The organism is Ciceribacter azotifigens (assembly GCF_048159625.1).
GTDB classification, from domain to species: domain Bacteria; phylum Pseudomonadota; class Alphaproteobacteria; order Rhizobiales; family Rhizobiaceae; genus Allorhizobium; species Allorhizobium azotifigens.
The window spans coordinates 369,274-391,737 of sequence record NZ_JBLQTA010000003.1 but is presented as its reverse complement, the minus strand read 5'-3'; the positions used below and the strand labels follow the sequence as shown (position 1 = coordinate 391,737).

At 61.8% G+C, this 22,464-nt stretch carries 21 protein-coding genes; 6 read left to right on the top strand and 15 right to left on the bottom strand.

The genetic code is table 11. From position 1 onward, the window contains the following. Positions 1-28: 28 nt before the first annotated feature. Positions 29-973, bottom strand: a complete 945-nt coding sequence (locus ACM6UT_RS07080; RefSeq protein ID WP_416796634.1) for an AEC family transporter — start codon at positions 971-973, stop codon at positions 29-31. Between the two features lie 382 nt (positions 974-1,355). Here ACM6UT_RS07080 and ACM6UT_RS07075 point away from each other — a divergent pair, with 382 nt between their 5' ends. Continuing rightward, entirely contained in the window at positions 1,356-2,348 is a 993-nt protein-coding gene (locus ACM6UT_RS07075) for an adenosine kinase (RefSeq protein WP_416796633.1), read from the top strand. Here ACM6UT_RS07075 and ACM6UT_RS07070 read toward each other — a convergent pair. Continuing rightward, on the bottom strand, positions 2,341-2,874 hold the full coding sequence (locus ACM6UT_RS07070) for an SH3 domain-containing protein (RefSeq protein WP_129333098.1): 534 nt from the start codon (positions 2,872-2,874) through the stop codon (positions 2,341-2,343). The two genes, ACM6UT_RS07075 and ACM6UT_RS07070, sit on opposite strands and share 8 nt — an antisense overlap. A gap of 196 nt (positions 2,875-3,070) precedes the next feature. Here ACM6UT_RS07070 and ACM6UT_RS07065 point away from each other — a divergent pair, with 196 nt between their 5' ends. Next, entirely contained in the window at positions 3,071-4,075 is a 1,005-nt protein-coding gene (locus ACM6UT_RS07065; RefSeq protein WP_416796632.1) for a 2-hydroxyacid dehydrogenase, read from the top strand. 2 nt (positions 4,076-4,077) lie between these two features. Here ACM6UT_RS07065 and ACM6UT_RS07060 read toward each other — a convergent pair whose 3' ends face one another. Genes ACM6UT_RS07060 through recF form a run of 3 tightly spaced genes read right to left on the bottom strand, consistent with a single transcriptional unit; the run spans position 4,078 to position 6,513 of the window. Then, on the bottom strand, positions 4,078-4,557 hold the full coding sequence (locus ACM6UT_RS07060) for a GNAT family N-acetyltransferase (RefSeq protein WP_416796631.1): 480 nt from the start codon (positions 4,555-4,557) through the stop codon (positions 4,078-4,080). Positions 4,558-4,579: 22 nt separating this feature from the next. Further along, positions 4,580-5,344, bottom strand: a complete 765-nt coding sequence (gene moeB, locus ACM6UT_RS07055; protein ID WP_416796630.1) for a molybdopterin-synthase adenylyltransferase MoeB — start codon at positions 5,342-5,344, stop codon at positions 4,580-4,582. Positions 5,345-5,388: 44 nt separating this feature from the next. Then, on the bottom strand, positions 5,389-6,513 hold the full coding sequence (gene recF, locus ACM6UT_RS07050; protein ID WP_416796629.1) for a DNA replication/repair protein RecF: 1,125 nt from the start codon (positions 6,511-6,513) through the stop codon (positions 5,389-5,391). A gap of 187 nt (positions 6,514-6,700) precedes the next feature. On the opposite strand from recF, the gene ACM6UT_RS07045 reads away from it, so the two are divergent. Both ACM6UT_RS07045 and ACM6UT_RS07040 read left to right on the top strand, forming a co-directional pair. Beyond that, entirely contained in the window at positions 6,701-6,988 is a 288-nt protein-coding gene (locus ACM6UT_RS07045; RefSeq protein ID WP_416796628.1) for a hypothetical protein, read from the top strand. Between the two features lie 76 nt (positions 6,989-7,064). Beyond that, the gene (locus ACM6UT_RS07040; RefSeq protein WP_416796627.1) at positions 7,065-7,274 is read left to right on the top strand and encodes a SlyX family protein; all 210 of its coding nucleotides are present in this window, start codon (positions 7,065-7,067) and stop codon (positions 7,272-7,274) included. Between the two features lie 11 nt (positions 7,275-7,285). Here ACM6UT_RS07040 and ACM6UT_RS07035 read toward each other — a convergent pair whose 3' ends face one another. Then, a complete protein-coding gene (locus ACM6UT_RS07035; protein WP_416796626.1) occupies positions 7,286-7,891 on the bottom strand; it encodes a TetR/AcrR family transcriptional regulator in 606 nt (201 codons plus the stop codon). A 103-nt stretch (positions 7,892-7,994) separates the two neighbouring features. On the opposite strand from ACM6UT_RS07035, the gene ACM6UT_RS07030 reads away from it, so the two are divergent. Beyond that, a complete protein-coding gene (locus tag ACM6UT_RS07030) occupies positions 7,995-8,252 on the top strand; it encodes a putative antibiotic biosynthesis monooxygenase (RefSeq protein WP_416796625.1) in 258 nt (85 codons plus the stop codon). Positions 8,253-8,330: 78 nt separating this feature from the next. On the opposite strand, the gene dnaJ is transcribed toward ACM6UT_RS07030, so the two are convergent. The 7 genes from dnaJ to ACM6UT_RS06995 form a co-directional block, all read right to left on the bottom strand. Further along, positions 8,331-9,479, bottom strand: a complete 1,149-nt coding sequence (dnaJ, locus tag ACM6UT_RS07025; RefSeq protein ID WP_416796624.1) for a molecular chaperone DnaJ — start codon at positions 9,477-9,479, stop codon at positions 8,331-8,333. A gap of 4 nt (positions 9,480-9,483) precedes the next feature. Continuing rightward, the gene (locus ACM6UT_RS07020; RefSeq protein ID WP_416796623.1) at positions 9,484-9,804 is read right to left on the bottom strand and encodes a hypothetical protein; all 321 of its coding nucleotides are present in this window, start codon (positions 9,802-9,804) and stop codon (positions 9,484-9,486) included. A gap of 158 nt (positions 9,805-9,962) precedes the next feature. Continuing rightward, complete coding sequence (gene dnaK, locus ACM6UT_RS07015; RefSeq protein WP_416796622.1) at positions 9,963-11,876, bottom strand: molecular chaperone DnaK; 1,914 nt, start codon at positions 11,874-11,876, stop codon at positions 9,963-9,965. Between the two features lie 258 nt (positions 11,877-12,134). Then, on the bottom strand, positions 12,135-14,351 hold the full coding sequence (locus ACM6UT_RS07010; protein ID WP_416796621.1) for a transglycosylase domain-containing protein: 2,217 nt from the start codon (positions 14,349-14,351) through the stop codon (positions 12,135-12,137). Positions 14,352-14,549: 198 nt separating this feature from the next. Further along, positions 14,550-15,008 (bottom strand): YbaK/EbsC family protein, encoded by a 459-nt coding sequence (locus ACM6UT_RS07005; RefSeq protein ID WP_416796620.1) that lies wholly within the window; start codon positions 15,006-15,008, stop codon positions 14,550-14,552. A 246-nt stretch (positions 15,009-15,254) separates the two neighbouring features. After that, on the bottom strand, positions 15,255-16,652 hold the full coding sequence (locus tag ACM6UT_RS07000; RefSeq protein WP_416796619.1) for a dipeptidase: 1,398 nt from the start codon (positions 16,650-16,652) through the stop codon (positions 15,255-15,257). Between the two features lie 320 nt (positions 16,653-16,972). Further along, positions 16,973-17,515 carry a hypothetical protein gene (locus ACM6UT_RS06995; RefSeq protein ID WP_416796697.1) on the bottom strand — a complete coding sequence of 181 codons (543 nt, stop codon included), beginning with the start codon at positions 17,513-17,515 and terminating at the stop codon, positions 16,973-16,975. Between ACM6UT_RS06995 and polA the strand changes: the two genes are divergently transcribed. Then, positions 17,453-20,437, top strand: a complete 2,985-nt coding sequence (gene polA / locus ACM6UT_RS06990; protein WP_416796618.1) for a DNA polymerase I — start codon at positions 17,453-17,455, stop codon at positions 20,435-20,437. The two genes, ACM6UT_RS06995 and polA, sit on opposite strands and share 63 nt — an antisense overlap. Positions 20,438-20,712: 275 nt before the next feature. On the opposite strand, the gene phnN is transcribed toward polA, so the two are convergent. Next, positions 20,713-21,318: a phosphonate metabolism protein/1,5-bisphosphokinase (PRPP-forming) PhnN gene (gene phnN, locus ACM6UT_RS06985; protein WP_416796617.1), complete on the bottom strand. Its 606-nt coding sequence runs from the start codon at positions 21,316-21,318 to the stop codon at positions 20,713-20,715. Further along, positions 21,318-22,457 carry an alpha-D-ribose 1-methylphosphonate 5-triphosphate diphosphatase gene (locus ACM6UT_RS06980; RefSeq protein WP_416796616.1) on the bottom strand — a complete coding sequence of 380 codons (1,140 nt, stop codon included), beginning with the start codon at positions 22,455-22,457 and terminating at the stop codon, positions 21,318-21,320. The genes phnN and ACM6UT_RS06980 overlap by 1 nt, the downstream gene beginning before the upstream one ends. Positions 22,458-22,464: the final 7 nt, after the last annotated feature.

Sequence of the window (22,464 nt, the reverse complement as noted above, 5' to 3'; positions counted from 1 at the left end):
GGTTTAGTCCTAACATTTGGGCAGCCGTTCAGCTCAACAGCCACGCCCAGAATGTAACGGTCGCCACACCGGCTGCAGTCGTCAGGGTGATCGTCGAGGCGGCGAGGCCGTGCCCGACACCAAAGCGGTTAGCAATCAGCCACGCATTGATGCCCGTCGGCACGGAGGATGTCAGCACCATCGCCATTGTCCATTCAGGGCCGAGGCTGAGCAGACGGCACGCCGCCCAGACGCAGGCCGGCATCAACAGTAGCTTCAGCGCCGAGGTCGCGCCGGCGATGCGGAAATTTCCCGATACCCCATACTTGTTGAGGGCCATACCCAAAGAGAGCAGTGCCGCGGGTGCGGCCATTGCGGCAATCTGGTTGACCACGCCGTCCAGGACGGTAGGGATCGGCAGGCCGGAGACATGTGCGACGACACCGGCCGCAAGTCCAATGACCAGCGGGTTGCGGGCAAGATTGCCGCCAATCTGCACGAGGATGGCGAGTAGTCCACGTGAACTGCCACCGCTGATCTTTCGTTCGGCCTGTTCCATAAGAATCGTGCCGATGATCATCATGAGTGGCAGATGAACGGCGAGCAGAATGGAAAGCGCGACGATGCCATCGCTGCCGACGATGCGGCTGACGAGTGGCAGTCCGATGAAGACGTTGTTTGCGAAGGCTGAGGAGACTCCCGCCAGCACGCCGACGCGGGCGTCGCGCTCAAAAATGCGTGTTGCGATCAGGTGGCCGACGGTCCAGGTCACGCCGACGCCGGCGAAATACGCGATCCAGAGCCGGAAGGGGGAGGCGCCGTGAAAATCGGCTTCCGCGATCGTCTGGAAGAGGAGGACCGGGACCGCGACCTTGAAGACGAACTCTCCGAGCGATTCTCCGAGTTCGTCTTTGAGCAGTCCCGTTCTGACCAAGGTCCACCCGATCAGAATGAGGATGAAGATCGGCAGGACATTCAGGGTGATTTCAGGCATTCGGGGAGATGCTCTCGAAAGGGCGGGACGGAGGAAGTTCCACTCTAACGTTGCAGTTCCGCCACGACCAGTCGTAAGCCCGGAGCGGGTGCCTTTCCAGACACTGATCCGTGAGCCTTGTGACATTGCCGCACCAACCGCCGAATTGCGACGCCGCCAGTACATCCGTGGCTGGCGGCAATCCGGAGTCGGGAGGTGATTACTCCGTTCGTTGGCGCGCCGGGCGACTGGGAAGCCGCATCACGGCGCGTAAGGAGACTGAGCCGCCCTTGTAACGACCGTATGACTGCGTGAAATCGCCGGTGACCGGCGTTTAGCCTTCCCAAAGGCGGAAAAAACGCTATGACCTCCGACGGACATGTCTCAGAAGGATCCGTAATTCATGATCAAGTTCGATGTGCTCACGGTGGGCAACGCCATTGTCGACATTATTTCCAGATGTGACGACAGCTTCTTGACGGAAAACGGGATCACCAAGGGAGCCATGAACCTGATCGATGCGGAGCGTGCGGAGAAGCTCTACGCCCTGATGGGACCGGCGGTGGAAGCCTCGGGCGGCAGTGCTGGCAATACAGCCGCGGGCATCGCAAACCTCGGCGGCAAGGCCGCCTATTTCGGCAAGGTGGCAGACGACCAGCTCGGTAAGATCTTCATCCACGATATCCGCGCCCAGGGTGTGCATTACGAGACGCGGCCGAAGGGCTGCAATCCGCCGACGGCGCGCAGTATGATCTTCGTGACGAGTGACGGAGAGCGGTCGATGAACACGCATCTCGGCGCCTGCGTCGAGTTTGGGCCCGAGGATGTCGAGGCAGACGTCGTCGCCTCGTCGAAGGTCACCTATTTCGAAGGATATCTGTGGGACCCGCCGCGTGCGAAGCAGGCCATCCTCGATTGCGCGCGCATCGCTCATGAGAACGGGCGCGAGATGTCGATGACGCTCTCGGATAGCTTCTGCGTTGATCGATACCGCGCGGAATTTCTCGATCTCATGCGCTCGGGAACGGTCGATGTCGTCTTTTCGAACACGCAGGAGGCACTCGCGCTGTACGAGACGGACGATTTCGACCTGGCGCTGGATCGGCTGGCCCGGGACAGCAAGCTGGCGGCGGTCACCATGAGCGAGAAGGGTGCCGTGATCGTGAAGGGTGCAGAGAGAATTCGGGTCGACGCGCTGCATATCGAGGAGCTTGTTGACACCACCGGTGCAGGCGATCTCTTCGCTGCCGGCTTCCTCTACGGCTACACGCAGGGACGCTCGCTGTACGATTGCGGACGTCTTGGGTGCTTTGCCGCCGGTGTCGTCATTCAGCAGATCGGCCCGCGGCCGCTGATTTCGCTTGAGCAGGCCGGCCGGGAACTCGCGCTCATTTGAAGGCTTCACCCGGATAGGCGCCCCAGATTTCCCCCTGCGAGACCCAGCCCTCGACGCCGTTTGCCTCGGCATGGCACCAGTTGCCATTGCACTCGTCCAGCGTCAGAACGACGCCTGGTTCCAGTTTTGCGACGACGGCTGCGGTCGGCAGCGAATCGCGCCGCAGGTTTACATAGACGTTGTCGCCACGCATCCATGGTGCGGCAATTGCCGTTCGCTCACCCGAAAGCAACGACTGGTTCACCCAGCCCTCGGTACCGTCGGCATCGCGTATGCGCCGCCAGTTGTCGTATTCCTGGATGATTTCGACGGGTAGCCCGGACTTGAGATACAGCCAGGAGACGGCGTAGTCGGTGCTCGGTCCGATACGCAAATTGACGCGCTTGGCCTTGAGGCTGACGAAACGTGGTAGGGGGAGTCCGCTCAAGCCTTTCGATACTTGGGCTCCGGCGGCGGCGGGCGCCCCGAAGGTTGCCGCGAGGACGAGACTTGTCGCGAGACCGATTCGAAGCACAAGTTCACGCATGATCGTTCCATAATCCAAAGAGGTCAGGATTTCTCCGGCGGGCTTGCGCCGCTGCGGCGGCTCTGCGACGAAAACCCGTGTCCGCCGTTGCGAGTTTTGTTTGTCTTCGCTGGCGGGTTTGGTAGAAATTGCCCTGAATGGTGGGATTATCATCGCACTTGGTTAATGACCTCTGAACAAGGTATCGAACGTTCCCATGACGAATAAGAAAAAACCGAAGGTCTACATAACCCGGAAACTGCCGGACGCCGTGGAAACCCGGATGCGTGAACTCTTCGATGCCGAGCTCAATATAGACGACAGGCCCCGCACCCAGCCCGAGCTGGTGGCCGCGATGCAGACGGCCGATGTCCTCGTGCCGACTGTCACCGATCGGATCGATGCCGCCCTCATCGAGCAGGCCGGCCCTCAGATGAAGCTGATTGCAAGTTTCTCGAACGGTACCGACCATATCGACGTCGATGCCGCGGCCCGAAGGGGCATCACGGTCACCAATACACCGAACGTGCTGACCGAAGACACCGCCGACATGACCATGGCCCTCATTCTGGCCGTGCCGCGCAGGCTCGTCGAAGGCGCGCGTATCCTGATCGAGAATCCCGGGGAGTGGGCGGGATGGTCGCCGACCTGGATGCTCGGACGCCGGATATGGGGCAAGCGGATCGGCATCATTGGCATGGGGCGTATCGGCACCGCTGTCGCCCGGCGCGCCAAGGCCTTCGGCCTGTCGATCCATTATCATAACCGCAAGCGCGTAAACCCGGCGACCGAGGAGGCTCTTGAGGCGACCTATTGGGACAGTCTCGACCAGATGCTCGCCCGGGTGGATATAGTTTCGGTCAATTGCCCCTCGACGCCTGCGACCTTCCATCTCCTGTCTGCGCGCCGGCTCGCGTTGATGCAGCCGACCAGCTACATCGTCAACACCGCTCGCGGGGACATCATAGACGAGTCGGCGCTGATCCAGTGCCTGCGCGAGGGCAAGATCGCTGGCGCAGGGCTCGACGTTTTCGAGAACGAACCGGCGATAAATCCAAAGCTGGTGAAGCTCGCATCCGAAGGCAAGGTCGTGCTTCTCCCGCATACGGGCTCCGCGACGATAGAGGGCCGCATCGACATGGGCGACAAGGTCATCATCAACATTCGCACCTTCTTCGACGGACACCGCCCACCGAACCGGGTGCTGCCAGGTCGCGCGTAGAGTTACGAGAGCATCTTGCGCATCTCGAAAGAGGTCGTTCGATCGAAGCCCGGATGTCGGTTCTCGGCAGTTTTCACAAAACCGGACGCTGCAAAATAGCTCTGGTTTCGGGTGAGTTCGACCCGTACCTCCAGCCGCAGGGTGTGCAGACCTTCCGCACGTGCGACCTCCTCCGCCAGGCGCAGAAGGTTAGCTCCAACACCCCTACCCTGCATGGAGGGCAGGACGGCGAGTTTCCCGACATAGAGCGTCTCCGGCGGCTCCGCCCGTAAGAAGATGCAGCCGACGATACGCTTGTCCTCGAACGCCACATAGGCCATTTCGCTCCCGCTCTTTTCCTGCAGAATCTGCGGCGTCAGGCGTGTCGCGGAGGAAGGCGGGTCAATAACGCCTTCCATGTAGGCAAAGGCCGAGAGGATGACCTTCAGCAGTTCGTCATACCGTTCGAAGCTGTCATCAACGCGCGCGATTTTGATTGCCATTGCCGCCCCTCTGCGAACAGGATCAGCCACCCGATGGCGCGCGCCGCCTGTAGCGAACCGTGTCAAAGCGCCCGGCAAGAGCATCGTACAGCAGGAGCCGGCCGACGAGCGGTTCGCCGATTCCGGTGATGAGCTTGATTGCTTCCATCGACATGAGCGTGCCGACGACGCCGGTGAGAGCGCCTATGATTCCGGCCTCCGCGCACGAAGGGATAAGGCCCGGCGGCGGCGCGGAGGGGAATAGATCGCGGTAGGTTGGATTGGCGCGACCGTTAGGGTCGGTTTCGTAGGGTTTCAGGACTGTCAGAGATCCGTCGAAGCGCCCGACAGCTCCGGTAATGAGCGGCACACGCGCGCGCTCGGCTGCGTCGGCGGCCGCATAGCGTGTGTCGAAATTGTCGGAGCCGTCGATCAGGAGGTCGAAGCGCCCAAGGTGATACTCCGCCATTTCAGCCGAAAATCGCTCCTCGTAGGAAAGGACCGTCACGTGTGGATTGAGCCGGGCAATTGCATCTGCGGCGCTCCGGGTCTTCATCTCGCCGAGGGTGCCGCTGTCGTGGATCACCTGCCGTTGCAGGTTGGAGAGCGAGACGCGGTCGTCGTCGACAATGCCGATCGTGCCGACACCGGCTGCCGCCAGATACTGGAGAACGGGTGAGCCGAGTCCACCGGCACCGATCACCATCACGCGTGCCCTTTTGAGCTTCTGCTGCCCAGCTCCGCCCACTTCGGAGAGCAGGATGTGGCGCTTGTAGCGGGATATCTCTTCGGAACTCAGTTCTTCCATGGGGGGATGATGGCACGCTTTACGTGACGGAGAAAGTGTCTGCATCAGCCGCTGAGATGGCCGTCGCTGACGGTGACGAACCGGGCCCGATCACCGAGTGCGGAAAACATCGACTTGTCCGTTCCCGTCATGAATGCCTGACCACCGAGCGCGTCGATACGGTCGAAAAGCGCGGCGCGTCGGCCCTCATCGAGATGGGCGGCGATCTCGTCGAGGAGGAGGACCGGTGCATGGCCGGTCATATTGGCCACGAGCAGTGCGTGGGCCAGCACCAGGCCGACCAGTAGCGCCTTCTGTTCTCCCGTCGAGCAGCGCTCGGCCTCCATGTCCTTCTCACGGTGGCGCACGAGAAGATCACTGCGGTGAGGACCTTCGAGCGTTCGTCCGGCCGCCGCGTCGCGGTAGCGCCCCTCCTCCAGCATTGCGGCATAGCGGTCTTCGAGATCGATCGCCGGAGCGACAAGTTCGCCGTCCAGGAAGCCGGAGAGCGCGAGGCTGGCGGAAGGAAAGGGCGAGGAGAGATCCTGGGCGTCAACGAGGGCGGTGAGCAAACCCAGCATCTCCTGGCGCGCGAGCGCCATGGCCACTCCGAGGGACGCCATTTGCTGCTCGACACCACCGAGCCAGGCAGGATCGAAGCGACCCTCGGCGAGAAGTCGGTTGCGCCCGCGCATCGCCCGCTCGAAGTCACTCGCGCGTCGGCCGTGGGCGGGATCGAGCGACAGGACCAGGCGGTCGAGAAAGCGCCGGCGATCGGCCGACGGCCCCGTGAAGAGGCCGTCCATCGCGGGTGTCAGCCAGAGCACGCGGAGATGATCGGTGAGTTCATCGACGGATTTCGCGGATGTGCCGTTGATGCGCAAGCGCCGCACCAGGCCTTCGTCCCCACCGTCCGTTCCTGTACCGATCTCGACATCGCCCTCCATTCCCTCGATGTCGGCGAAGACGGTAAAGCCGCCGGCGGCACCAACGCGCGCGACATCTGCCAAGGCAGCGCGACGAAGCCCCCTGCCGGGAGACAGAAAGGAGACCGCTTCCATGAGATTGGTTTTTCCGGCGCCGTTCTCGCCGGTGAGGACGACGTGGCGGCTATCGAGTGTCAGCGACGCCCGCCCATAGTTGCGGAAGTCGGTAAGCTTCAGCTCTCGGAGAAAGACTCGATGCGTCATCGTGACCGGATTCAGTGTTCTCCTCGACCTAGGCCGAATGCCCGGTGAAGGCAAGGACGCGCGTTGATTTTCTGCCCTGCACAAGCGGGGAGACGGCGCGACGATCTGCCGGTAGCGGCCCACGTCTCGTCCAGTATATTATGAAACGAAGATGAATATGCAGCCTGAAGACGTGGAAGCGTAGCCGATGATGCCGGATCGTGACGAACTGACACCCGAGGAGGCGCGCCAGGATCACTGGGAAATGCTGCGCTTCCTCGCATTCAATGCCGCCTTCGGCGCCCTTCTGGGGGTCGGCGTCACCGCTCTTCTGGTATGGCTCGATATCGGTGGGCTCGGTACACGGATCGTTCATGCGCAAAATCCGATTCTGCCGGCAGTTCTCATCGGCGCGCCTTTGGCGTTGACCTTCGCCGCAGCCGTGACCGCGTCCGCGATCATGCTGATGCCTTACAAGAAGAAGAAACAGCGTTAGTTCGAGCCGGAGGAATTGACTCGCGGCCCCGATTTTCCGCATGAACGCACGAGACCAGTCCGAGGTGGAGAGTGCTATGTCTGAGGAAGAAAACCGCGTTACTCGCCTCGAGGAAATGCTTGCCCATCAGGGACGGGTGATCGAGGAGCTTTCCGAGCAGCTTGCCAGCCAGTGGAAGGTCGTGGAGCAGACCCGTGCCAAGCTCGACAGGCTGACCGAGCGTTTTCTGGCGCTGGAAGAACAATCGCTCGACGCGCCGGCGATCACCAAGCCACCGCATTACTGATCGCGGACAGGTTATCCCCGACCCCGGATACCGTCCAGAATCGTCTTCACGACCTCTGCCGCCTCATCCTCGCGAATCTCGAGGTGGTTGGTCAGCAGCCTTGTCCAGGCAAAGCCCGAGAGCATCTCCGCCGCCACTTCCGGGTTCACCTCTGCTCTGATATTTTCGCGCGCCTGAGCCGCCCGGATTTGCGCTCCCAGATGCTTACGGCGCTCCGCGAGGTAGGCCGCCAGGGCCTCGCACGCGGCCTGGTCGGTCTGTGCTTCGGCGATCACGGAACGGAAAATGGCACCACTTCCGCCCCGGCGCCAGAAAGCCAGCAGTTCTGTCAGGAATCGGGTGAGGTCGCGTTGCAGGTCACCCGTATCAGTGTGCAGGTGGGGACTCTTCTGGCGGTGATAGGCGTCGAGGAGAAGTGCCGCCTTGTTCGGCCACCACCGATAGATCGTCGGCTTGCCCGCCTTTGCGCGCTTGGCGACCGCCTCGATGGAGAATGAGCCTGGTCCGTGTTCCGCGAGTATCTCTGTTGCGGCCTGGAGGATTGCCTCCTGGCTCGCCGGGTTGCGTTGTGCGCCGATTGAGGTGCGGCGTTGGCTGAGATCTTGATCGTCGTTCATCGCTGTCGCCATTTCCATGCCCGACGATAGCACAAAAAGGTACTTGAACGAAACGGCCCGTTTCTATATAGAACGAAACGTTCCGTTCATATGGAGTTCTCCCATGGCGCATATCGATTCCGTCCGGGCCGGCAGGATGCCGGTTCCCTCGAAGTTCCGCCTCGCAATGGTCATGTTGGCTGCCGTCTATCCGTTCGTAACGGCCTTGCTCTACATCGTGTTGCCACTGACGGAGAGCTGGCCTCTCTGGCAACGTACTCTGGTGATTGCCCCGGTGATGGTCTTCTCGATCATCTATGGTATCGCGCCCGCGATCCATCGGCATCTGGGGTGGTTTGTCGTCCGATCGCCACGTCCCTAGATGACCGGCCTACTTCGCGAATGAAAAGGCCGGGAGACGCATCCCCCGGCCTTTCCAATGTCTGCATACCTTTCGTGCTCAGTCGCTGAGCGTATCGAAGAAGTCCTTCATCCGCGCAAAGAAACCGCTGGACTGCGGATTGTTCTCCTTCGACGAGATTTGCTCAAACTCCTGCAACAGCTCGCGCTGGCGCTTGGTGAGCTTTTGCGGCGTCTCGATCTGGATCTGGATGTAGAGATCACCGGTCTGGGATGATCTCAGCACCGGCATTCCTTTCGCCTTCAGACGGAACTGCTTGCCGGCCTGCGTGCCTTCTGGAACCGTCACGCGCGATTTCGTTCCGTCGAGTGTCACCACGTCGAACGTGCCGCCGAGTGCAGCGGTAGTCATTGAGATTGGAACCGAGCAGTAGAGATCGGCACCGTCGCGCTGGAAGAATTCGTGCGGCTTGACCGAGAGGAAAATGTAGAGGTCTCCCGCAGGGCCGCCACGCAGTCCCGCTTCGCCCTCACCTTGCAGGCGAATACGCGTTCCGTCTTCGATGCCCGCAGGAATGTTGACGGAGAGCGAACGCTCTTCCGTGACCCGGCCTTGTCCGTGACATTTTGTGCAGGGGTCGGAAATCGTCTGACCGCGACCATGACAGGTCGGGCAGGTTCGTTCGATGGAGAAGAAGCCCTGGGCGGCCCGGATCCGGCCGCTGCCCTGACACGTCGCGCAGGTCGCCGGCTTCGTTCCCGGTTTGGCCCCGGTTCCCGTGCAGACGTCGCAAGTGATCGAGGTCGGCACGCGGATCTGCGCCGTTTTGCCGGTGAAGGCCTCCTCAAGCGTGATTTCCATGTTGTAGCGCAGATCTGCACCGCGTTCGCGGCCGCCACTGGAGCGGGCTCGTCCGCCACGGCCCCCGCCCATCATCTCTCCGAAGATGTCTTCGAAAATGTCGGAGAAGCCGCCGCCGGCAAAGCCGCCGCCCTGGAATCCGCCGCCACCCATGCCGCCCTGCTCGAAGGCGGCGTGGCCGAAGCGATCATAGGCCGCGCGCTTTTGCGGGTCCTTCAGCGTCTCGTAGGCTTCGTTGATCTCCTTGAACTTCCGCTCGGCATCCTGGTCGTCCGGATTCTTGTCCGGATGATACTTCATCGCCAGCTTGCGAAAGGCACTCTTCAGTTCCTTCTCATCTGCGGTGCGGCTGACCCCGAGGGTTTCGTAGTAATCTGCTTTTGCCATGGTCTTACAAAGCTCTCAAAGCCTTCTCCACACTCGTGTGGCTGCCGGTATTCCTTCGTATCAGCTTCTCGCAGGTCCGCATATCCTGACGGAAATCCGCCGCCGCGGACACGGCATCCTGCAAAAGAATACGTCGGCCTTCCCCCTGGTTGGCGAGGCCCTCGGCGGCCGAGACGGCCGCAAACGCCAGCGAGTGCGCAGCCATGTCGCAGGCGGTCGTCTCCTGCCCTTGCTCACGGCGTTGCAGGGCCGCTTCGATAAGCTGGCCCAGTTCACCGGCGGTTTGCGCCAGCGCATTGCTGTCGCGCCGGCCGAGCGCGCGCAAGACGCCGGCTTCCGCGGAACTCACCTTGCGGAAGACGTCCTCCGGGCGGGTGGCGGTTTCGGCGCTTGCGGTTGGGGCCGTCGCGCAGAGGATCAACGAAAATGCGGCTGGCCCGAAGGCCAGCCTCTGGAGTGTCCGACGCTTTTTCGGCCCGCGCATCAGGCGGACTTCTTCGCGTCTTCGTCCTTGACTTCTTCATAGTCGGCATCGACGACATCATCGTCGCCCTTGGCCGATGCTCCACCCTCGCCGGCTTCCGCCTGCTGGGCTTCGTAGATCGCCTGACCGAGCTTCATGGAAACCTCCATGAGCGACTGGGTCTTGGCCTGGATGTCGTCGGCGTTCGGCTCGGACGCCTCGACGGAGGTCTTGAGGGCGGCGACGGCATCCTCGATGGCCTTGCGATCACTCTCCGAGACCTTGTCACCATATTCCTTAAGCGACTTCTCCGTGGAGTGGATCAGGCTCTCGGCATGGTTCTTGGCTTCGACAGCTGCACGACGCTTCTTGTCTTCTTCGGCATGAGCCTCGGCATCCTTGACCATCTTCTCGATGTCGGTATCGGAAAGACCACCCGAAGCCTGGATACGGATCTGCTGTTCCTTGCCGGTACCCTTGTCCTTTGCAGAAACCTGCACGATGCCGTTGGCGTCGATGTCGAAGGTCACCTCGATCTGCGGAACGCCGCGCGGTGCCGGAGGCAGGCCGACGAGGTCGAACTGGCCGAGCAGCTTGTTGTCCGCCGCCATTTCGCGCTCGCCCTGCGAAACGCGGATGGTAACTGCCTGCTGATTGTCTTCAGCCGTCGAGAAGACCTGGCTCTTCTTGGTCGGGATCGTCGTGTTGCGGTCGATCAGACGGGTGAAGACGCCGCCGAGCGTTTCGATGCCGAGCGACAGCGGGGTCACGTCGAGCAGCAGCACGTCCTTGACGTCACCCTGCAGCACGCCGGCCTGGATGGCGGCACCCATGGCGACCACTTCATCCGGGTTCACACCCTTGTGCGGCTCCTTGCCGAACAGCTGCTTTACGGTTTCCTGAACCTTCGGCATACGGCTCATGCCGCCGACCAGAACCACTTCGTCGATTTCGCTGGCGGAAACGCCGGCGTCCTTCAATGCCGCCTTGCACGGCGCGACGGTGCGCTGGACGAGATCGTCGACCAGGCTTTCGAACTTGGCGCGCGTGAGCTTCATCGTCAGGTGCTTCGGACCGGACGCGTCCGCCGTGATGAACGGCAGGTTGATTTCGGTCTGCTGCGCCGAGGAAAGCTCGATCTTCGCCTTTTCGGCAGCTTCCTTCAGACGCTGCAGGGCAAGCTTGTCGTTCTTCAGGTCGATGCCGTTGTCCTTCTTGAACTCGTTGGCGAGATACTCGACCAGACGCATGTCAAAGTCTTCACCGCCGAGGAAGGTGTCGCCGTTGGTCGACTTCACTTCGAAGACGCCGTCGCCGATTTCCAGGATCGAAATATCGAAGGTACCGCCGCCAAGGTCGTAGACGGCAATCGTCTTGCCTTCCCTCTTGTCGAGGCCATAGGCCAATGCAGCTGCGGTCGGCTCGTTGATGATGCGCAGGACTTCGAGACCCGCGATTCGGCCGGCATCCTTGGTCGCCTGGCGCTGGGCGTCGTTGAAGTAGGCGGGAACGGTGATGACGGCCTTTTCGACCTTCTCGCCGAGATAGGATTCGGCGGTTTCCTTCATCTTCTGAAGGACCATGGCAGAGATCTGAGACGGGGAATAACCCTTGCCGTTCGCCTCGACCCACGCGTCGCCGTTATCGCCCTTGACGATATGGAACGGGACGAGACCCTTGTCCTTCTCGACGGTCGGATCCTCGTAGCGGCGGCCGATCAGGCGCTTCACTGCAAAAAGCGTGTTGGTCGGATTGGTCACGGCCTGGCGCTTTGCCGGCTGACCTACCAGACGCTCGCCATCATCGGTAAATGCCACCATCGACGGCGTGGTGCGCGCGCCTTCGGAATTCTCGATAACTTTGGCGTCCTTGCCGTCCATCACGGCGACGCAGGAATTGGTCGTTCCAAGGTCGATACCGATTACTTTTGCCATGTCATTCTCTCCTTGAAGCAAGCTGTCGGAACCCCGAACAGGCATTCCCCTGACAGCCCCTCGACGTGGATGGTCCTAAAATCGCAGTCTCGTCTGCGGTTATGTCGCGTATATAAGAAGCGGTTTTTCGGACTGCAAGGCTCCAAATCCGCTGTAATCCAGTAAAAAGAAGAGATTGGGCGTCACCGGGCAGGGTGCTTTCGCCGGCCTTCGACATGGCGGATGTCAGCCGCCGAGGGTCGGGATGCGGCTTGCCGATTACTGTCCCATGATGATGTCGAGAAGCGTCGTTCGTCGGGCGGCCTGCGGCGGCGTTGCCTCCCCGCTGCCTACTTCGCCGGGTGGAATCGGCGCCTGTGGTATCCCCGGGGCATCGCCATCCGCCGAGGCAGGCGAGACGGGGACTGCGGGATAGCGTTCCTCGGCGGGTGAGAAGACTTCCGAAATGATCGAGCCGATGGAAAGCCGTTCCGGCTGCTGTTGCATGTCTTGCGGATCGTAGGGTGCGCCGCCGAGGGGCATCGGCGTCAGGCCCGAATGAGCGGCCGTCATGAATTCGTGCCATGCTTTCGCCGGCAGACCGCCACCGGTCACCTTCTTCATCGACGTGCCGTCGTCGTTGCCAAACCAGACGCCCGTTGTCAGGTTGCTCGTGTAGCCGACAAAAAGCGCATCTCGGAACGATTGCGTCGTTCCGGTCTTGCCGGCGGCCGGCCAGCCTTTCAGGCGTGCGTTCTTGCCCGTGCCTTCCTCGATGACATGCGTCAGCATCATGTTCATTGCAGCGACGATCTGCTCGCTCAGAACCTGTGGAGGATTGGCATAGTCATTTTCATAGAGGACCTTGCCGTCGGGTTTCGTGATGCGGCGAACGACGTGCGGGGTTGCCTTGTAGCCACCGTTCATGAAGGGGGCATAGGCTGACGTAAGTTCGAGCAACGACACCTCCGAGGTCCCGAGCGCGATCGATGCGTTCGCCTGCAACTCGGATTCGATGCCGAGGCGGTGAGCGACCTTGACCACATGTTCGGGACCCACCTCCATGACGAGTTCGGCGGCGATGGTATTCAGGGAGTTGGCGAGCGCGCTCGTCAAGGTGACGGGGCCGCGATGCTTTTCGTCATAGTTTTCCGGTGTCCATTTGCCGATCCGGATCGGTGCGTCGTTACGGACAGACTCCGGCCGCAGTCCGATTTCAAGTGCGGAGACATAGACGAACGGCTTGAAAGCGGACCCCGGCTGACGCTTTGCCTTGACGGCGCGGTTGAACTGGCTCTCGGCGTAGTCCCTGCCACCGACGAGTGCGCGGATCGCTCCGGTGCCGTCGATCGAAACCAGGGCCGCCTGGGAAGCCTTCGACTTTTCGCCGTCTCGAGCGAGCGTGTCGACGAGCGCCGCTTCCGCCTTCTTCTCGAGCGACATGTCGATCGTCGTCTCGACCACCAGATCGTCCTCTACCGTTCCGACCAGCGTGCGCACGTCGTCCATCACCATGTCGGCCACGTACTGACCGGCACCGGACCAGTAACGCTTCGCGCGGGTAGGTGGCTGCGACATGGCCGTCTTGATCTCGTCGTCGTTGATGAAACCGGCCTCGCGCATTGCGCCGAGAACGACCTGGGCACGAGCCTCTGCGGCTTCTGGGTCGCGCGCGGGCGACAGCCGGGACGGAGCCTTCAGCAATCCTGCCAGCAGCGCAGCCTCGCCAAGGTTCACGTCGCGTGCCGACTTGTTGAAATAGCGCCGCGACGCGGCCTCGACGCCGTAGGCATTGGAACCGAAGTAGACGCGGTTCAGGTACATCGCGAGGATCTGGTCCTTGGTGTACGTGTGCTCGAGCCAGAAGGCGAGCAGCACTTCCTGCACCTTCCGCTCGATCGTCCGTTCCGGCGAGAGGAAAAGGTTCTTGGCAAGCTGCTGCGTCAGCGTGGACCCACCCTGTGTCCCGCGACCGGGCAGAGCGTTGTTGATGATCGCCCGGACGAGCCCGAAGGGGTCCACGCCGAAATGGGAGTAGAAGCGGCGGTCTTCGATCGCGATCACGGCCTGCGGAATGTAGGCAGACATATCCTCGAGCGCGAGCGCCTCGCCGCCGGTCATCCCGCGGTTGGCAATCACCTCACCTTCGACGGAGACGATCTTGATGTTCGGGGGCCGCTCCGGAATCGACCATGTGCTCGCGCTCGGCATCCGTGCACCGTAATAGGCGATAATCCCGGCCAAGCCGATGCCGCCCCATAGTCCGAGCACGATCGACCAGTAAACTATCCTGCGCAGAAGGCCGCTCAGCCCCCCTTGGCTTCGGCGCCTCTGACGAGACCGGGTCGGCCTGCGAGATTTCGGCTTGCTTTCGCCCTTCCCGGGAGAGGATCCGCGTGTGATACGATCGCCGGCGGACAGGCGAAAGTCATCGCCGCCGCGCCTTTCCTCAAAGGTCGGCTCAACGCGCTCGTTCGCTCTGCCTCGTCCTGCCATTTGCTGCTGGTGGTGCTCCCGATGTTGGCGCCGCCGTACGCCCGGCCGTCGTAGCGACCAAGCTGAAGTGAAATCGGCGCCTTCTGCAACCGCAGTCGCCTTGAACCATAAATGCGGCGATTTAAGAGGAAGTTAAAGGGTTACGACACGAATCACTATGTCTTTCAAAGGGCTAGTTGCTCCCGGAGGACGCGACGCTTACTGGCAGAGATCGGCCCATTCCGCTCCCGTCAGCGCAATCAGCCGCTGTGGGGCGATCCGCACGGCCGCGTTGGTCGCACCCGCTGCGGGGACGACTTCATCGAAGGCCTGAAGCGAAACGTCGCAAAAAATCTTGATCGGCGAGGGCAAGCCGAAGGGACAGACCCCGCCGACCGGATGGGAGGTGGTCACCAGGACCTCCTCGGCATCGAGCATCCGCGGCTTGACACCGAACCGGTCCTTGAACTTGCGATTGTCCAGCCGCCTCGTACCTGCAGCGACCACGAGCACGGGTTCGGTACCGATCCGCAGGCAGATCGTCTTGGCGATCTGGTCGGGTTCCACCCCGTGCGCCTCGGCGGCGAGCGCAACAGTCGCCGAGCTTGCTTCCGTTTCGATGACGGCGATCTCGGGGGCGTGGCGGCTGAAGAAGTCTTTGACGGATTGAAGGCTCATTGCAGTTTCCAGAACAATCGGCGTGACAGGAATAAGACGTAGATGCTGCCGAGCATTCGCGGTCGCCAACGTTAACTCCATGTTAACCTTGAGGCGGCAGCATCGACGTCATGAAGCCGGTCGGCGCAAGACGAATGCGCCGAGAAGCGAGGCATCACCCATTTCTGATCCTGACCACGGATGTACTGGCAGGACCGTGAAATGGAAGGAAAGGTCGGGTCATCCCCGGCCTTTTGCTTTTTTCGGCTACCTGGTACCCTTCGCGAGCGCGTCTAGAATGCGGATCCACGACCGGATGCCCTTGTGGAAGGACTTGAGGTCGTATTTCTCGTTGGGCGAGTGGATGCGGTCGTCGGTCAGCCCATAGCCGACCAGCAGCGAATCCATCCCGAGCATCTTCTGGAAATCGCCGACGATCGGGATCGAGCCGCCCATGCCGATGACCACGGCCGGCTTCGGCCATTCTTCCGAAAGCGCATTCTTTGCCTTCGTCAGCACCGGCGAATCATACGACAGCTGGATGGCCGGCGAACCGCCATGCTCATGGAATTCGACCGAGCAGTCCGCCGGAATCTTCGAGCGCACATAGGCACGGAAGCTTTCGCGGATCTTCGCCGGGTCCTGGTCTCCAACGAGTCGGAAGGAGACCTTGGCCGATGCTTTCGCAGCGATCACCGTTTTGAAGCCTTCACCGGTATAACCACCGGTGATTCCGTTGACCTCGGCGGTCGGACGCGCCCAGGTCAGCTCCAGCACCGAACGCCCTTTCTCGCCTGCCGGTACCGAAAGCCCGACCTGGCGGAGGAAGTTTTCGGCCGTGCGTCCGAGGGTTTCCCACGAGGCCTTGATGTTGGCGGGCGTTTCTTCGACGCCGTCGTAGAACCCGGGCAACGTCACCCGGCCCGTTTCGTCATGCAGACCCGCAAGCACGTCGACGAGAATGTGAATGGGGTTTGCCGCGGCACCCCCAAAGAGGCCGGAATGAAGGTCGCGGTCGGCGGCGGAAATGACGATCTCCTCTCCGACTAGCCCGCGAAGCGCCGCGGCAATCGCCGGCGTTTCACCGTCCCACATACTGGTGTCGCAGACGAGCGCGAAGTCGGCCTTCAGTTCGTCGGCATTCGCGGCGAGGAACGGCTTGAGCGACGGAGATCCCGATTCCTCTTCGCCTTCGAAAAGAATGGTGATGCGGACCGGGAGCGTCCCGTTGATCTCCTTATAGGCTCGGCATGCCTCCACAAAGGTCAGCAACTGCCCCTTGTCGTCCGAGGTGCCGCGACCGGTGATCACCTTGCGGCCGGCTTCGATCTCCTTGATCGCCGGTTCGAAAGGATCGTTTTCCCAAAGGTCGAGCGGGTCGACGGGCTGGACGTCGTAATGTCCGTAGAACAGGGCGTGCGGCGCATCCGGTGACCCCGCCGCGTGATGCGCCACCACCATCGGATGGCCGGGCGTGTCCCGGACCGAGGCGTCGAAGCCGAGCGCCGTCAGTTCGCGCACCAGCCATTCCGCCGCCTTGCGGCAATCCGCCTTGTAGGCAGGGTCGGTCGAAATCGATTTGATTCTGACGAGATCGAAAAGCCTGTCGAGGCTCTGGGGAAGCGCCTTGTCGGCGCAGTCGAGTACGGCGGAAATGTCGCTCATCATCCTGTCCTGTCGTTTGAATCGGGCGGACGATAGCCGAAACCTTGTCGGGTGACGAGGCTGCCGGATCACAAATTGACGTGTGGAACGATGATCATCGGAAAAAGCAAAGCCGCCGCGGCTTGGAGGAGGGGCCGCGGCGGCTTCGCCGAAAAGCTGGGACAAAGGCCCGGAGAGGGGGATAAGGCCTTTGCCCAAGTCTGAAGCGGCGGGGGACGGGCCTCTTTCAGACTACGGCGTGATCAGTCGCCGATGACCAAGAGATGAGATGCCGAATGCGGCTTTTCAAGGGAATGCTGGATTACAAATTTGTAAGATTCTCAGGAAGGCCGTTCGGGCTTGCGCCGCTTGTAGAGAAGGAACCCGATCTCGATCGTGGCCATCATGCCCATTGCGACTACAAAGCCACGCAAGGTGGCGTCCAGCGGCGCGTCCGGCCTGAAAGTGACGAGTGCAATCAGGGCCCCGAACAAGGCGGCGTTCAGGAGCTTGAATTCGATCCACGTCGCCAGGCTGCGTGTCGCGTCATGCCCTTCCGGAAAACGGACACGAAGTCCCTCCAGTGACAGCAGGTACATTCCACTGCCGAGAAACTTCAGGAAGATGAGCGACGCAGAGTCTTCCTGCATCCACGATGTGCCTGCCATCAGCAACATGAACAGGCCATAAAAGATGTAAGCCCTTATAATCTGGTTCATTGTCCTTCCCTCGGAATGTGGCGGCCTGCCGCCGATCCAGAATAGGCGAGGTTCAACAAACTGCAATGGACCTTTGCGGCCTTGCAGGCTATCCATGCGTCTATGAAAAAAGGCGATCATCTTTTCCTCGTTGACGGTTCCGGTTTCATCTTCAGGGCGTTCCACGCCCTGCCGCCGCTCACCCGAAAATCGGACGGCCTGCCGGTGGGTGCAGTCGCCGGCTTCTGCAATATGCTCTGGAAGCTGCTGACGGACGCGCGAGATACCTCCGTCGGCGTCACGCCGACCCATTTCGCCGTTGTCTTCGACTATTCCTCCAAGACGTTCCGCAAGGAGCTCTACGACGCATACAAGGCGAACCGCTCGGCGCCGCCGGAGGAACTGGTGCCGCAGTTCGGATTGATACGTGAGGCAACCCGCGCCTTTAATCTTCCCTGCATCGAGAAGGAAGGCTTCGAGGCCGACGACATCATCGCGACCTATTCGCGCCAGGCTGAGGCGGTCGGTGCCGACGTCACGATCATCTCTTCCGACAAGGATCTGATGCAGCTCGTGACGCCCAACGTCCACATGTATGACAGCATGAAGGACAAGCAGATCGGCATTCCGGACGTTATCGAGAAATGGGGCGTGCCACCGGAAAAGATGATCGATCTGCAGGCGCTGACGGGCGATTCTACGGATAACATTCCAGGCATCCCGGGAATCGGGCCAAAGACCGCCGCCCAGCTGCTCGAGGAGTATGGCGACCTCGACACGCTGCTTGCACGTGCGGATGAAATCAAGCAGGTCAAGCGGCGCGAGAACATTGTCGCAAATGCCGATCTGGCACGGCTTTCGCGCACGCTGGTCACCCTTCGCACCGACGTGCCTCTCGCTGTTCCGCTGAACCAGCTCGTGCTCGAGAACCAGAATGGGCCGCTGCTTATCGGCTTCCTGAAGACGATGGAATTCAATACGCTCACGCGTCGCGTGGCGGAGGCCTGCGGTTGCGATGCGAGCGCGATCGAGCCGGCGCCTGTCAAGATCGAGTGGGGCCCGGCTGCTCACGGCCCCGATCTCGACGCTGGCGACCGGCCGGCGGAGGGCGGCGCCGCGGCTGAGCTCCCCGTCACAGGTCCGGTAATCGCATCGGCCGCTGTTCCGAGCGGCCCGACGCCTGCCGATCTCGCCAAGGCCCGCGCGGACGCTTTCCACGGCAAGACGATCGATATCGGCGGCTACCAGACGATTCGTGATCTGCCGACGCTGGAGACATGGATTTCGGCTGCACGCGAGAGTGGCCTCGTTGCCTTCGACACAGAGACGACCTCGCTCGACCCCATGCTTGCCGAACTTGTCGGTTTCTCGCTGGCGATCACCGACAACGCGCAGTCCGCGGGGTCAACGGCGATCCGAGCGGCCTACGTACCGCTCGCCCACAAGACAGGTGTCGGCGATCTGCTGGGCGGAGGCTATGTCGACGGACAGATTCCGATGGCTGAGGCGCTTGCTGCCCTCAAGACGTTGTTGGAGGACCCCTCGGTCCTGAAGGTCGGCCAGAACCTCAAATACGACTACCTGTTGATGAAACGGCACGGAATTGCCATCGAGAGCTTCGACGATACGATGCTGATCTCCTATGTCCTCGAGGCGGGCCGCACCAACCACGGAATGGATGCGCTTTCCGAGCGTTGGCTCGGCCACACGCCGATTGCCTACAAGGATGTCGCCGGCTCCGGAAAATCGTCGGTGACCTTCGACCTGATCGACATCGACAGGGCGACTGCCTATGCGGCGGAGGATGCGGACGTCACCCTGCGGCTCTGGATAGTGCTGAAGCCACGGCTCGCGGCCGATGGCCTGACCAAGGTCTACGAACGGCTCGAACGGCCGCTCATCTCGGTCCTTGCCCGGATGGAAGAGCGCGGCATTACCGTCGATCGCCAGATCCTCTCTCGCCTCTCCGGGGAGCTTGCTCAGAAGGCGGCGGCTTTCGAATCGGAAATTTACGAACTTGCCGGCGAACGTTTCAACATCGGTTCGCCTAAGCAGCTAGGCGACATTTTGTTCGGCAAGATGGGTTTGCCCGGCGGGTCTAAGACCAAGACCGGCCAGTGGTCGACCTCCGCGCAGGTGCTGGAAGATCTGGCCGCAGCCGGCGTTGAGCTGCCGCGCAAGATCGTAGACTGGCGGCAGCTCACCAAGCTCAAGTCCACCTATACGGACGCGCTGCCGGGCTACGTGCATCCGCAGACGAAGCGTGTGCATACGTGCTATTCGCTCGCCTCGACCACCACGGGCCGGCTATCGTCTTCCGAGCCCAATCTGCAGAACATTCCCGTTCGGACCGCGGAAGGCCGCAAGATCCGGACGGCCTTCATCTCGACGCCCGGTCATCGGCTCCTTTCGGCCGACTACAGCCAGATCGAGCTTCGCGTGCTTGCCCACGTCGCAGACATTCCGCAATTGCGTCAGGCCTTTGCCGACGGTATCGACATCCACGCAATGACCGCTTCGGAAATGTTTGGCGTTCCCGTCGAAGGCATGCCATCCGAGGTGCGTCGTCGCGCGAAGGCGATCAACTTCGGGATCATCTACGGCATCTCCGCCTTCGGCCTCGCCAACCAACTCGGCATCGAGCGCTCGGAGGCGGGCGAGTACATCAAGAAGTATTTCGAGCGCTTCCCCGGCATCAGGGACTACATGGAATCGACAAAGGCCTATGCCCGCGAGAATGGTTATGTCGAGACCATCTTCGGTCGGCGCGCACATTACCCAGAGATCAAATCCTCCAATCCCCAGGTTCGCTCGTTCAACGAGCGCGCCGCGATCAACGCACCGATCCAAGGATCGGCTGCGGACATCATCCGCCGTGCCATGATCAAGATCGAGCCGGCGCTCGCGGCCGCAGGGTTTGCAGAGCGGGTGCGCATGCTGCTGCAGGTGCATGACGAACTGATCTTCGAGGTCGAAGAAGAAGCGGTCGCCGGCGCAATGCCGCTGATTGTCTCCGTGATGGAGCATGCGGCGATGCCGGCGGTCTCCATGAGGGTGCCGCTGAAGGTCGATGCCCGCGCCGCGACCAACTGGGACGAGGCGCACTGAGCAGTCTAGAAGTGTCCCTGCTGGGCTGACACGTGGTTGCGATCGCCTGCATCATCAACGAGAGCGATGCGCATCGGCTCGATGCCGTCGCGCGTGGTCAGCCCGACGGCGCCCCGTGTCAGTGCTCCTCTACGATTCCCGTGACCACGGGCTTGCTGGCCTCGGCGTAGCCGAATTTACAATGGAAGATCTCGTCGAAGACCTTGTCGGCATCCCTCCTCCACGGGAAGGCCTTGCTTTCGACGATCGAGCGGCTCGGAAAGCCGGCCTGAACGTCATGCGGCGCCAGTGCGCTCCGAAAGCAGATCCATGAGCACGTCCGTCAGTCGCTCTCCCGCATCGGCAAGAGCGCCACTGTTGTCGATTGTCACGGTTCGAAAACCCTCTGGAATTGCCAGCGAGCTTCGCTCCAGCCGCTTGCTGACATCGGCCTCTGTCTCCCTGCCGCGCTGCTGCAACCGGTGTGCGAGAATATCCGCTTTCGCGACGACGTTCACCACGAGCAATCGCGGGAAGACCTCCGCGAAGTCGTTGAGGGCCGAGCGGGAACCGTTGGCGACGACCACATGCCCCAGCGCCAGGTCACTCTTGACGGACGCCGGTATTCCGTAGCGAAGGCCGTGGGCGCTCCAGTAAACGGCAAAGCCGCCTTTCTCGCGCATATCCTCGAAGTCCCCCGTGGCGATCGCGAGGTGGTCTTCGCCGCCGGCCTTGCCGTCGCGCGTGATGAGGCGCCGCACGAAGTGGATGTCCGGCCGTGATACGAAACGCCTTTGAGCATATGAGATCAGGCTGTCCTTGCCGGCACCGCTCGGCCCGACGACCGCCACGAACGTGCCGGGAAGGTCACGAGCCGAAGGTATGAACGTCCCGCTCGTCATCAGGCGACCCGTCGTCCTTCGCGCCAGACCGCACGCACGACCGGCACTCCAGACTGCCGGCGCACGCGCACCAGATCAGCACGAAGTCCTTCGGCAAGACGGCCGCGGTCAGAAAGTCCGACCGCCTTGGCGGGTGTCGCCGTCACCATGGCGAGCGCCTTCGGCAGAGACATGTTCGGCAGAGCATCGGCGAGCACGAAGGGAGCGTGCAACAGGCTGAGCGGCACATAATCTGAGGAGAGGACGTCCAGAACGCCGCGCTCCGCGAGATCGCGGGCGGCGATATTGCCGGAATGAGATTTGCCGCGCACGATGTTGGGAGCGCCCATCAGCACACTCATTCCCGCCTTGTGGGAAGCTTCGGCCGCGTCGAAGCTCGTCGGGAACTCCGCAAGCCTGACGCCATAGCCGATCGCTTCGTCCACGTGGTCGAGCGTTGCGTCGTCGTGGCTTGCGATGGTGATGCCGCGTTCCGCACAGGTCCTGGCCAGAGCGTTGCGGTGCGGGGCCGCATAGCGCGCGGAGGATTCCTGACGGCGGGCGACGAATTGCGCGAATGCATCCTCCGAGAGGCCGCGCTTCTTCTTGTAGTAGAGCGTATACTGCTCCATCGTCTGGAACTGACGCTGCCCCGGCGCATGGTCCATCAACGAGACCAGGCGGACATGTGGGTCGCTCTCGAAGTCGGAGAAGTGATCCAGGACATCGGGAGCGGACACTTCGCAGCGCAGGTGCAGAAGGTGTTCGGCCCGCAGCCGGTCTTCACGCTCGGCCGTCTGTATGGCGTCCGCCATCTCGCGCATCTCGCCCTTGCTGAAGCCGCCGTCCTCGTCGGACCCCATGCGCAGGCAATCGAAAACCGTGGTGATACCGGACGTCACGACCTGAGCGTCGTGCGCCTGGATCGCCGAGATCTTGTCCCAGCGCACGCCCGGCCGCGGCGAATAGTGGGACTCCAAGTGGTCGGTGTGCAGTTCGACCAGGCCCGGCAGGATATAGTCTCCTTCCATATCTTCGCCGGATGCCGTCGAGCCTTCCGAAAACTCGGCAATACGGCCGTCGCGGACGACGAGCGTGCCGGAGATGATATCGTCCTCGAGGACAATGCGGGCATTGGTGAATACGGTTTCAGTGGTCATCGGTCGG